Origin of the sequence: Blastococcus sp. CCUG 61487 (assembly GCF_005222955.1) — a bacterium.
Classification (GTDB): domain Bacteria; phylum Actinomycetota; class Actinomycetes; order Mycobacteriales; family Geodermatophilaceae; genus Blastococcus.
The window spans coordinates 39,537-51,570 of record NZ_LWUA01000234.1; the positions used below are offsets into that span (position 1 = coordinate 39,537).

Genomic DNA, 12,034 nt, shown 5'->3' on the forward strand with positions numbered 1-12,034 from the left:
CGCGGCGCTCGATGACGGACAACGCCGGGTCCCCGCCGCTCGCGTCGACGATCGCCCGCGTCGTGGCGACGACCGGGAGCATGCGGATCGGCGAGGCGACGTGCCGGCGCACGACCGGCACCGTCGACGGCGTGGTCGACACCCGGGAGCAGGTGGCCGGCCTGACCGAGCTCGCTCGGGACGGCCCGGGGCGGTACCCCTGGAGCGCCGAGTTCGAGGTGATCCTCCCCGAGGGCGCCGGCGACGTCGTGCTCGTGGACGCGGAGAACCGCGGCCGGCCGACGGTGCTCCTGGCGCTGGAGCAGCTCTCCCTCGGCTCGGGCGACACCACGCCGACCGGGGCCGTCTACCCCGACGGCCGGGGCATCGGTTTCCTCGCCGAGCAGCGGCTCGGCTACGCCCGCGTGCAGTGGGAGACAGGGCTCGCGGCCGGAGTTCCCGCGACCGCGCAGGGCGTCGGTCAGGTCGTCGTCCGCGACCTCGGGCGGCTGCTGACCGGGGCTCTCGGCGCGCCGGTGCAGGGCGCCGAGGGGCTGCCCCGGTTCGAGCACGCGATCCTCGCCGGCATCAGCCAGAGCGCCTGGTTCGTCACCACCCTGGTGGCCGAGGGCTTCAACGTCGATCCCGCCTCGGGCGACGGGGTCTTCGCGGCCGCGCTCGCCGTCTCGGGGGCGGGGAACTGGCTCGCGCTCAACCAGGGGGCGGGAGAGCAGTCGCAGCGGCCGTACCTGCTGGAGAACGGGGTGCCGCTGTCCTACGAGCAGGTGCTCACCCGCCCGGCCAGCGACCCGCTGTACGTCGACGTCGCCACGTACACCGACTACTACCGCCTCCGGGCCAGCGTCACCGCGCACGCCGCCCGGCGCGACGGCGTCCTCCGGTACGACTGGCCGGCGCCGCACGCGGGGCCCGCCTACCCCGACGCGATGGTCTTCGGGCTGCTCGGCTGCAACGGCGGCGTCGAGGTCCCGCGCAACCCGATCGGCTACGACCCGTACCTCCGCACGCTGGTCGCCGGCGTGACCGACGTCCTCCGGGACGGGGACCTGGCGGCCCTGCAGGAACCGGCGGTCTTCGACCTGGTCCCGCCACGACCGGGGGCGACGCTCAACGAGCTGCCGGGGGTCCCGCTCCTCCTGCCGGCGGTCGACGACGACACCGCCCATCCGCTCGGCGGGGTCCGCTTCCCGGACGCCGTCGTCCCGCTGGGTCGGCCGGTTCCCGCGGCGCTCGGCCCGCTGAGCACCGCCTCCATCACCGACGTGTGCGGGAACTGGGGCGGCTGGCAGCCGTTCTCCGCCGACGAACTGCGGGCGCGCTACGGCGACGTCGAGGGCTACCTCGCCCGCTACGCCGCCGCGCTGGACGCCCAGATCGGCACGGGCCACCTGCGGCCCGCCGAACGCGAGCGCATGCTGGCGCGCGCCCGGCGGGCGTTCCTCGCCACGGGGGCCTGACCGAGCGGGCTCCCGGGAGAGGCGGGTACGTTGAGCGCCGGGACGGGTTCAGCGAACCCGTCCGTGGAGGGGAGTATCCCCGCGCGGCGAGGTCGTCAGTACGGGGTCCCGTGACCCCCGGCCCGTCGGCCGACCACCTCCGGGTGGCGGTGGGAGAGACCTCCGGTACTGACGCGACGCCAGTCATCGGAGGCTTCTGTTGGACGTCCCACTCTGGGTCTGGGCGGTCACGGTCGGCGCGATCGTGGCCATGCTCGTCTTCGACTTCTACGGGCACGTGCGCACGCCGCACGCGCCGACGCTGCGCGAGTCCGGGACGTGGTCGGCCATCTATGTGGCGATCGCGGTCGTGTTCGGCCTGCTCGTGCTGATCTTCGCCGGGCCGACGTTCGGCGGTGAGTACTTCGCCGGCTACATCACCGAGAAGAGCCTGTCGGTCGACAACCTCTTCGTCTTCGTGCTGATCATGGCCAGCTTCGCCGTGCCCCGGGCGCTCCAGCAGAAGGTGCTGCTGTTCGGCATCGCCTTCGCGCTGGTGCTGCGCACCGTCTTCATCCTCATCGGTGCCGCCGCGATCGAGAACTTCAGCTGGGTCTTCTACATCTTCGGCGGGTTCCTGATCTACACCGCGTGGGCGCAGGCGCGCAGCGGCGGGCACGACGACGACGAGGAGTTCAAGGAGAACTTCTTCCTCCGCCTCACCCGCAAGGCCGTCCCGACCACGGACGAGTACCACGGCGACCGGATGGTCGTGAAGCTGAAGGGCAAGCGGTACATCACCCCGCTGTTCATCGCGCTCGTGGCCATCGGCAGTGCCGACATCCTGTTCGCCGTCGACTCGATCCCGGCGATCTTCGGCCTCACCCAGGAGACCTACCTGGTGTTCACGGCCAACGCGTTCGCGCTGCTCGGCCTGCGCCAGCTGTTCTTCCTCATCGACGGGCTGCTCGACCGCCTCGTCTACCTCGCCTACGGCCTGGCGGTGATCCTCGGCTTCATCGGGATCAAGCTGCTCATCCACGCCCTGCACACCAACGAGCTGCCGTTCATCAACGGCGGCGAGCACGTGACGGTCATCCCCGAGATCCCGACCTGGCTCTCGCTCACGGTCATCCTGGCGACCCTGCTGATCACCACCCTGGCGAGCCTGGCGAAGAACAAGCGGGACCGCGTCGAGGGCTACGACAGCCCGACGTCGGCCGGCGACCCGGGGGCCGACCCGTCCGGACGCCACGTGGCCGCCCCGGGGGACCGGGACCCGGGCGTCGGCCCGGTCGACGGCCCGCCGCAGCCCTACTCGGCGCCGGTCACCCGCGGGGACGAGGACTGATCGCCCCACCATGCGCCCGCACGACCTCGAACTGCTCCGCACCCCGGGCGTACCGACGGTGTCCCCGGACGGCCGGATCGCCGTCGTCGCCGTCGCTCGGCCGGACCTGCAGGACGACGAGTACCGCAGCCGGTTGTGGGCGGTGCCGACCGACGGCTCGGCGCCGGCCCGGCCCATCACCAGCGGCTTCCGCGACACCGCGCCGGCGTACTCTCCGGACGGACGCTGGCTCGCGTACCTGACTGCCGAACGCGGCGGGAAGCCGCAGCTCGCCGTGCTGCCCACCGCCGGCGGGGACCCGCGCCGGCTCACCGACCACCACCTCGGTGCGGGCCCGCCGGCGTGGGCGCCGGACTCCCGCCGGCTGGCCTACGTCGCGCGGGTGCCCGAGGCCGGGCGGTACGGCACCGTCGAGGGGGTCGGCGCGGAGGCGGAGGCCCCGCGGCTGATCACCACGCTGCAGTACCGGCTCGACGACGTCGGCTTCCTGGGCGACCAACGCTCCCAGGTCTTCGTCCTCGAGCTCCCGGACGGCGTCGACGAGGCGGCCGCCCCCGAGCCCACCCAGGTCACGGCGGGCGACGCCGACTGCACCGACGTCACCTGGCATCCCGACGGCGGGACGCTGGCCTTCGTCTCCGCCCGGCACCCGCGCGCCGACCGCGACCTGGTGCGGGACGTCTACGAGACCGGCGCCGACGGGACCGGCCTGCGGCGGGTCACCGGCTCGCGGGGTGAGTGCTCCGGCCCGGCCTACGCCGACGACGGCACGCTCTACGTCACCGCCGTGCCCGACCTGGGCCCGGACGGCATCGACTTCGTGGCCCGCCAGGCGGTGCCCTGCCGCGTGTCGGCCGCCGGCGAGCTGCTCCCGCTCCTGGACCCGGAGGAGCACCAGCGGGGGGACGGCACCCCGCGCACCGTCGTGGCCGACGGCGCCGTCCTGGTCGGTGTGGAGCGTCGAGGAGCGGTGGACCTGCTACGGGTGCCGCTGGACGGCGGCCCGCCCGAGCCGCTCGTCGAGGGCCGGTTCTCGGTGCAGGGCATCGCGGCCGGGGGAGGGGTGGTCGTCGCGACGGTGGCGCACGACCGCTCCGCCGGCGAGCTGGTGGCGCTCACCGCCGGCGGGCGCCGGCTGCTGACCCGCTTCGGCACGGTGCTGGGGGAGACGGGACGGCTGCACCGGATGCACGAGCGGACGGCGACGGCGCCGGACGGCTACCCGGTGCACGGCTGGGTGACCACCCCGCCCGGTCCGGGGCCGCACCCCGTGCTGCTCATGGTGCACGGCGGACCGTTCGCGCAGTACGGCTGGACGCTGCTCGACGAGACGCAGGTGCTGGTCTCGGCCGGCTACGCCGTGGTGCAGTGCAACCCGCGCGGGTCGTCGGGGTACGGCTCCGCGCACGGCCGGGCCGTCCGGGGAGCCCTCGGCACGGTGGACGCCGACGACGTCGTCGCCTTCCTCGACGCCGCGCTCGCCGACCCGGCGCTGGACGGCGACCGCGTGGGCATCCTGGGCGGCTCCTACGGCGGGTACATGACGACGCTGCTCATCGGCCGCACGAACCGGTTCGCGGCCGCGATCAGCGAGCGGGCGTTCAACGACCCGGTCAGCTTCGTCGGCTCGGCGGACATCGGCTGGGTCTTCCCGGACCAGTACGTCGGCACCGACCCGGCGCGGGTCGCCGCGCAGAGCGCGCTCGCGGGCGCCGGCGCGATCACCACGCCGACCCTGGTGATCCACTCCGAGCAGGACTGGCGGTGCCCGCTGGAGCAGGGCACCCGGCTCTACGTGGAGCTCAAGCGGAGGGGCGTCCCCTCGGAGCTGCTGCTCTTCCCCGGTGAGGGGCACGAGCTGTCCCGGTCGGGGCGGCCGCGGCACCGGCTGGCCCGGTTCGAGCACATCCTCCGGTGGTGGGCCCGCTGGCTGCCCACGGAGCAGAACCCGGCGCCGTCGTCCGACGGCTGACGGTCACCCGTCCAGGGTGCGCACCACGCGGGCCGGGTTGCCGACGGCGACGACGTTCGCGGGCAGGTCCTTCGTGACGACGGCGCCGGCGCCCACCACCGTGTTGTCGCCGATGGTCACGCCCGGCAGCACGATCGCGCCCCCACCGAGCCAGACGTTGTCGCCGATGGTGATCGGCTCCGCGGCCTCCCACTTCTGCCGGCGCGGCTCCGGCTCGAGCGGGTGCGTCGGCGTGAGCAGCTGGACGTTCGGCCCGAACTGCACGTCGTCGCCGATGGTGATGGGGGCGACGTCGAGGGCGACCAGCCCGAAGTTCGCGAAGCAGCGGGCGCCGATGCGGATGTTGCTCCCGTAGTCGACGTAGAGGGGCGGGCGGAGCTCGGTGCCCTCGCCGACGGCGCCGAGCAGCTCCTCGAGCAGTTGCCGGCGCAGCGGTGCCTGCCGGACGGTGGTGGCGTTGTACGCGTCGGCGAGGTCGAGCGCGCGGGTGCTGGCGGCGGCGAGCTCGGGGTCGTCGGCGATGTAGGGGTCGCCGGCCTCCATCCGCTCGCGCATCGATCGGGTGTCTCCGTCCGCTGGCATGCGGCCCACGCTAGGCGGGGAGCGCGCCCCGCGCTCCGGCCCTACGGTGCAGGGATGGCGCTCATCTACCCGGTCCTGGCGGATGCTCCGGAGCCCGACGAGGCGGCACCACCGGACTTCGCCGAGCTGGCGGCCGACCTCTCCGACCAGTGGCTCGTGGAGGTGGCGCTCGGCGAGGACGGCGACGAGGGCTGCTTCGGGCCGCTGACAGCGCGGGCGGCGTGGGAGCTCGCCGTCGGGGTGGACCAGCGGCGGCCCGGGTGGAGCGTCTCGCTGCTGCCGCTGTACCTCCCGGGCACCGCCGACGAGCTGGTCGCCGCCTTCGACGAGGCCTGAGCCGACGTCACCAGCCGCGGGCGCGCCACTCCGGGAGGGACGGACGCTCGGCCCCGATCGTCGTGTCCTTGCCGTGCCCCGGGTACACCCAGGCCTCGTCCGGGAGCGTGCCGAACAGCCGCTGCTCGACGTCGTCGATCAGGCTGGCGAAGCGCTCCGCGTCGTCCCAGGTGTTCCCGACGCCGCCGGGGAAGAGGCTGTCGCCGGTGAAGACGTGCGTCCCGGCCTCCGGGCCTCCCCGCCAGACCAGCGCGATGCTGCCGGGCGTGTGCCCGCGCAGGTGCACGACCTCGAGCGTCTGCTCGCCGACGGTCACCGTGTCCCCGTGCTCGACCGGCCGCTGGACGGGCACCGGCAGGTCCGCCGCATCGGCGGGGTGCGCGACGGTGACGGCGCCGGTGGCGCTGACCACGTCGGGCAGCGCCCGGTGGTGGTCCCAGTGCCCGTGGGTGGTGACGACGGTGCGAAGCCCGCCGTCGCCGATGAGCGCCGCGAGGGCGTCCGGGTCCGCCGCCGCGTCGACGAGCAGCTGCTCGCCGGTGGCGGTGCACCGCAGCAGGTAGGCGTTGTTCGCCATCTCGCTGACGGCCAGCTTGGTGATCGTCATCCCCGGCAGTTCCCGCACGTCGGGCGCTCCACCGACCTCGACGTCCCCGGTGTACGAGCTCATCTCCGGCCTCCGTTCGGAAAGTGTCGGCATGCGCCGTTACGGTCCAGGCATGGACGCTAGCGGAGGTGCCGGCCGGCCCTCGACGGAGCGGAAGGTCGCGCAGCTCGTCACGCAGAACGGTGCACCGACGGCCGTCCCGGACGGGACGCCGAGCGATGCCTCGCTGGTCGGCCTGCCGGCCGCGGAGATCGCCGCGCGGGTGCGGACCGGCGAGGTGACCGCGGTCGACGTGGTGCGCGCACACCTCGACCACATCGACGCGGTGGACGCCCGCGTGGGCGCCTTCCGCGTCGTCCGCCGGGAGGCCGCGCTGGCCGAGGCGGCCGCGGTCGACTCCAGCCTCACCCGGTTCGCCCTGCCGCTCGCCGGCGTCCCCGTGGCGATCAAGGACAACGTCGCCGTCGCGGGGGAGACCTGCACCGACGGGTCGCCGGCCTGCCCGAGCGGCCCGGAGCCCAAGGACCACCCGGTGGTCACCCGGCTGCGCAAGGCCGGCGCCGTCGTCGTCGGCATCACGCGGGCTCCCGAGCTCTGCCTGTACGCGGCCACCGACGGTCCGGGCACGGTCAGCCGGAACCCGTGGGACACCGCGCTGTCGCCGGCGGGCAGCTCCGGTGGCAGCGCCGCCGCCGTCGCCTCGGGGTCGGTGCCGATCGCGCACGGCAACGACGGCATGGGCTCGCTGCGGTTGCCCGCCGCCGCCTGCGGCCTGGTCACGCTGAAGCCCGGCCGTGGCGTGGTCCCTGGTGGCATCGGCGCGGACGACTGGTCGGGCATGGCCGTCAACGGCGCGCTCGCCACCACGGTGGCCGACCTGGCGCTGGCCCATGCGGTGGTGGCGGGGGAGACCCCGGAGCCACCTCCGGCCCCCGACCGCCCGCTGCGCGTCGCGGTGAGCACCCGCTCGCCGGTCCCGGGCGTGGGAGCGGACGCGGCGACCCGGTCGGCCGTCGATGCCGTCGTCGCCGAGCTGGAGGCCGCCGGGCACACGGTGATGCGCCGCAACCCCCCGATCACACCGGGCGCCGCAGCCGGCGCGCTGGTGCGCTGGATGGCCGGCGCCGAGGACGACGCGGAGGCCCTCGGCATCCCGCGCCACGAGCTCCAGCCGCGCAGCCGCACGCACGCGCGGCTCGGCCGGCTGGTCCGCCGTCTCGGCCTGGTCCGGCCCAGCACGCAGGAGCGGTTCCGCGCGCGGATGGTCGCGTTCTTCGCCGACGTCGATCTGCTGCTCACCCCGGTGACGACCGGTCCGCCGCTGCCCGCCCGGCCCTGGCACGAGCGCGGGTTCCTGGCCAACGTCACGGCCAACGCGCGCTGGGCGCCGTGGACGGCGGCGTGGAACCTCGCCGGCCTCCCGGCGGCCGTCCTCCCGGCCGCCCAACGGCCGGACGGCCCGCCGGTGGCCGTCCAGTTCGTCGGCCCCCCGGGTGCCGAAGGGCGACTACTCTGGCTCGCCGGAGAGCTGGAACGCCGGCTCCCGTGGCGCCGGTACGCGCCGGTCTTCGACCCCACCGCCGTGGAGGAGCCCGCCTCCTGAGGCCTGGGCCGTCCGCGGCCGGCAGGCGCACGTCACACCCCGTGGGCGGACGACCGCAGCGGGCCCCGACGTTGCACCTCCCCGCACCACCGCGACATCCACCAGCGACCGACAGGGAACACATGGACCGGCTCGTCGTCCGCGGCGCCCGAGAGCACAACCTCAAGGACGTCCACCTCGACCTCCCCCGCGAAGCACTCATCGTGTTCACGGGTCTCTCGGGCTCCGGCAAGTCGAGCCTCGCCTTCGACACGATCTTCGCCGAGGGGCAGCGCCGCTACGTCGAGTCGCTGTCGGCCTACGCCCGCCAGTTCCTCGGCCAGATGGACAAGCCCGACGTCGACTTCATCGAGGGCCTCTCGCCCGCGGTCTCGATCGACCAGAAGTCGACCAACCGCAACCCGCGGTCCACCGTCGGCACCATCACCGAGGTCTACGACTACCTGCGCCTGCTCTACGCCCGTGCCGGCCAGCCGCACTGCCCGAACTGCGGCAAGCCGATCTCCCGGCAGACGCCGCAGCAGATCGTCGACCAGGTCCTCGCCATGGAGGACGGCACCCGGTTCCAGGTGCTCGCCCCCGTCGTCCGCGCGCGCAAGGGCGAGTACGTCGACCTGTTCAGCTCGCTGCAGACCCAGGGCTTCTCCCGCGTCCGCGTCGACGGCGTCGTGCACTCGCTCACCGAGCCGCCGAAGCTCAAGAAGCAGGAGAAGCACTCCATCGAGGTGATCGTCGACCGCCTCACCGTCAAGGAGAGCGCCAAGCGCCGCCTCACCGACTCGGTGGAGACCGCCCTCGGGTTGGCCGGCGGCCTGGTCGTCCTCGAGTTCGTCGACCTGCCCGAGGACGACCCGCAGCGCGAGCGGACCTTCTCCGAGCACCTCGCCTGCGTCGACGACGGCCTCTCCTTCGAGGCGCTCGAGCCCCGCTCCTTCTCGTTCAACTCGCCCTTCGGCGCCTGCCCGGAGTGCACCGGCATCGGCACCCGCAAGGAGGTCGACCCGGAGCTCGTCGTGCCCGATTCGGAGAAGAGCCTCAACCAGGGCGCCATCGCCCCGTGGTCGAGCTCGATGAGCAACGAGTACTTCACGCGGCTGCTCACCGGCCTGTCCCAGCAGCTCGGCTTCTCCATGGACGACCCGTGGGAGCGACTGCCGGCCAAGGTGCAGAAGGCCGTCCTGCACGGCTCGCCCGACCAGGTGCACGTCCGCTACCGCAACCGGTACGGCCGCGAGCGCAGCTACTACGCCGCGTTCGAAGGCGTGCTGCCGTTCCTCGAGCGCCGGCACGAGGACACCGACAGCGACTACATGAAGGACAAGTACGAGGGCTACATGCGGGACGTCCCGTGCCCCGTCTGCCACGGCACCCGGCTCAAGCCGGAGATCCTCGCCGTCAAGCTCAACGACAGGTCGATCGCGGAGGTCACCAACCTGTCCATCGGCGAGGCCGCGCAGTGGCTGGGCGTGCTGGAGCTGGGCGAGCGGGAGAAGGCCATCGCCGACCGCGTGCTCCGCGAGATCCAGGCCCGGCTCTCCTTCCTCGTCGACGTCGGCCTCGACTACCTCTCCCTCGACCGGCCCGCCGCCACGCTCGCCGGCGGCGAGGCCCAGCGCATCCGGCTGGCCACCCAGATCGGCTCCGGGCTGGTCGGCGTCCTCTACGTGCTCGACGAGCCGTCGATCGGCCTGCACCAGCGCGACAACACCCGGCTCATCGAGACGCTCGTCCGGCTGCGCGACATGGGCAACACCCTGATCGTCGTCGAGCACGACGAGGACACGATCAAGGTCGCCGACTGGGTGGTCGACATCGGCCCGGGCGCCGGGGAGCACGGCGGCGAGGTCGTCGTCAGCGGCACCGTCGAGGAGCTGCTGGCCAGCGAGCGGTCGATCACCGGCCAGTACCTGTCCGGCCGCAAGGCGATCGAGATCCCCGAGAAGCGCCGCGAGCCGACGCCGGGCCGCGAGCTGGTCGTCAAGGGGGCCCGCGAGAACAACCTGCGCGGCATCGACGTCGCGTTCCCGCTCGGCGTCCTCGTCGCGGTCACCGGCGTCTCCGGGTCGGGCAAGTCGACGCTGGTCAACGACATCCTCTACACGACCCTGGCCAACCAGCTGAACCGGGCGCGGATGGTCGCCGGCCGGCACCGCACCATCACCGGGCTGGACCAGCTCGACAAGGTGGTGCACGTCGACCAGTCGCCGATCGGCCGCACCCCGCGGTCGAACCCGGCGACGTACACCGGCGTCTGGGACCACGTGCGCAAGCTGTTCGCGCAGACGTCGGAGGCGAAGGTGCGCGGCTACCTGCCCGGCCGGTTCTCCTTCAACGTCAAGGGCGGCCGCTGCGAGGCGTGCTCCGGCGACGGCACGCTCAAGATCGAGATGAACTTCCTGCCGGACGTCTACGTCCCGTGCGAGGTGTGCAAGGGAGCCCGGTTCAACCGGGAGACCCTCGAGGTGCACTACAAGGGCAAGACGGTCGCCGAGGTCCTCGACATGCCGATCGAGGAGGCCGCGGACTTCTTCGCCGCCATCCCGGCGATCGCCCGCTACCTGCGCACGCTCACCGAGGTCGGGCTGGGGTACGTGCGGCTCGGCCAGCCGGCGACCACGCTCTCCGGCGGTGAGGCGCAGCGGGTGAAGCTCGCCAGCGAGCTGCAGAAGCGGCACAACGGACGCAGCATCTACGTCCTCGACGAGCCGACCACGGGCCTGCACTTCGAGGACATCCGGAAGCTGCTGCAGGTCCTGCAGGGGCTGGTCGACAAGGGCAACTCGGTGATCGTCATCGAGCACAACCTCGACGTCATCAAGAGCGCCGACTGGCTCATCGACATGGGGCCCGAAGGGGGCTTCCGCGGCGGCACCGTCGTCGCCGAGGGGTCGCCGGAGTTCGTGGCCACCGTGCCCGAGAGCCACACCGGCCGGTACCTGGCGAAGATCCTCGACGAGGACGCCGTCGCCGCCGCCGGTGCGCCGAAGAAGAAGACGCGCAGGAAAGCCAGCTGAGGCCGCACCCACCGCGTCGGTCCCGGGGCGCCAGACTGCGGGCATGGACCTCACCGACCACGTCGTCATCGTCACCGGTTCGAGCAGCGGGATCGGCGAAGCCGTCGCCCGCAGGCTGGCGGCCGCCGGCGCCCGCATCGTCGTCAACTCCGCGAGCTCGGTCGAGGCCGGGCAGCGGCTGGCCGACGAGCTGCCCGAAGCCGCCTACGTGCAGGGCGACATCTCCGACCCGGCCACGGCGTCCGCGCTCGTCGAGGCGGCCCGCGAGCGGTGGGGACGGCTCGACGGCCTGGTCAACAACGCGGCGGTGACCGCCGACGTCGCGCTGGCCGACATCGACGACGTCACGGTCGACCACTGGAACCGCGTGCTCGGCGTCAACGTCGTCGGCACCTTCCTGGTGTCGCAGGCCGCGCTGCCGCTGCTCCGCGCCGCCGACGACGGCTGGATCCTCAACATCACCTCCATCGCGGGCATCCGGCAGACGGGGAGCTCGCTGCCCTACGCGGTGTCGAAGGCGGCCGTCGACCACCTCACCACGCTCCTGGCCAAGCACGCCGGCGGTCGCGTGCGGGTCAACGCCGTCGCCCCCGGGCTGGTCGCGACGCTGTGGACCGAGACGTGGGACGCGGCCAAGGAGGGAGTGGCCGCGATGGCTCCGCTCGGGCGGGTGGCCACGCCCGACGACGTCGCCGACGCCTGCGTCGGGCTCATCGGCGCCCGCTACGCCACCGGTCAGACGCTGCTCGTCGACGGCGGGCTCGGCCTCGTGGTCTGAGCCGGCCGCTTGTGATCGACGTCACGCAGAGGTACTGTCCGTGTGATTGACGTCATGAGGGTGCATGCCTGCGCCCGTGCGAGGAGGCCGCGATGAGCGCGCTCACGCCCGACTGCGACCCCGACATGACCCACTGCGGGCAGCCGTGGCAGGGGAAGAGCTCCCCGGGAGCCGGGATCGTGGCGGCCGTCGTCCTGCTCGGGATCCTCGGGTTGTCGCTGGCCGTCGTCGCCACGCACGCGGTGTCCGACAGGTTCGACTACGTCGCGGCACCGATCGCGCTGCTCGCGGCCGTCGCGCTCGCTCGCCGCGTCGTGCGCCTCGCTGCCCGCGGGGCGGCCGCCCTCGCGGCCCG

At 73.5% G+C, this 12,034-nt stretch carries 10 protein-coding genes; 8 read left to right on the top strand and 2 right to left on the bottom strand.

Going from position 1 to position 12,034, the window contains the following annotated elements; genetic code table 11:
* Nucleotides 1-11: 11 nt before the first annotated feature.
* The 3 genes from A6V29_RS12950 to A6V29_RS12960 all read left to right on the top strand — a co-directional run bounded on the left by A6V29_RS12950 (nt 12) and on the right by A6V29_RS12960 (nt 4,759).
* Nucleotides 12-1,457, top strand: coding sequence for an alpha/beta hydrolase domain-containing protein (locus A6V29_RS12950; protein WP_137160683.1), 1,446 nt, complete (start codon nt 12-14; stop codon nt 1,455-1,457).
* 199 nt (nt 1,458-1,656) lie between these two features.
* Nucleotides 1,657-2,787: a TerC family protein gene (locus A6V29_RS12955; RefSeq protein ID WP_137160684.1), complete on the top strand. Its 1,131-nt coding sequence runs from the start codon at nt 1,657-1,659 to the stop codon at nt 2,785-2,787.
* 10 nt (nt 2,788-2,797) lie between these two features.
* A complete protein-coding gene (locus A6V29_RS12960) occupies nt 2,798-4,759 on the top strand; it encodes a S9 family peptidase (RefSeq protein ID WP_137160685.1) in 1,962 nt (653 codons plus the stop codon).
* 3 nt (nt 4,760-4,762) lie between these two features.
* On the opposite strand, the gene A6V29_RS12965 is transcribed toward A6V29_RS12960, so the two are convergent.
* Nucleotides 4,763-5,341 carry a sugar O-acetyltransferase gene (locus A6V29_RS12965; protein WP_212719364.1) on the bottom strand — a complete coding sequence of 193 codons (579 nt, stop codon included), beginning with the start codon at nt 5,339-5,341 and terminating at the stop codon, nt 4,763-4,765.
* A gap of 54 nt (nt 5,342-5,395) precedes the next feature.
* On the opposite strand from A6V29_RS12965, the gene A6V29_RS12970 reads away from it, so the two are divergent.
* Nucleotides 5,396-5,677 (top strand): hypothetical protein, encoded by a 282-nt coding sequence (locus A6V29_RS12970; RefSeq protein WP_137160686.1) that lies wholly within the window; start codon nt 5,396-5,398, stop codon nt 5,675-5,677.
* A gap of 7 nt (nt 5,678-5,684) precedes the next feature.
* On the opposite strand, the gene A6V29_RS12975 is transcribed toward A6V29_RS12970, so the two are convergent.
* Nucleotides 5,685-6,347, bottom strand: coding sequence for an MBL fold metallo-hydrolase (locus A6V29_RS12975; protein ID WP_137160687.1), 663 nt, complete (start codon nt 6,345-6,347; stop codon nt 5,685-5,687).
* Nucleotides 6,348-6,396: 49 nt separating this feature from the next.
* Here A6V29_RS12975 and A6V29_RS12980 point away from each other — a divergent pair, with 49 nt between their 5' ends.
* The 4 genes from A6V29_RS12980 to A6V29_RS12995 all read left to right on the top strand — a co-directional run.
* Nucleotides 6,397-7,887: an amidase gene (locus A6V29_RS12980; protein WP_137160688.1), complete on the top strand. Its 1,491-nt coding sequence runs from the start codon at nt 6,397-6,399 to the stop codon at nt 7,885-7,887.
* Nucleotides 7,888-8,009: 122 nt separating this feature from the next.
* Nucleotides 8,010-10,901 carry an excinuclease ABC subunit UvrA gene (gene uvrA / locus A6V29_RS12985; protein WP_137160689.1) on the top strand — a complete coding sequence of 964 codons (2,892 nt, stop codon included), beginning with the start codon at nt 8,010-8,012 and terminating at the stop codon, nt 10,899-10,901.
* 43 nt (nt 10,902-10,944) lie between these two features.
* Complete coding sequence (locus A6V29_RS12990; protein ID WP_137160690.1) at nt 10,945-11,679, top strand: SDR family NAD(P)-dependent oxidoreductase; 735 nt, start codon at nt 10,945-10,947, stop codon at nt 11,677-11,679.
* 92 nt (nt 11,680-11,771) lie between these two features.
* Nucleotides 11,772-12,034: hypothetical protein (locus A6V29_RS12995; RefSeq protein ID WP_137160691.1), on the top strand; the 263-nt coding region annotated here is incomplete at its 3' end.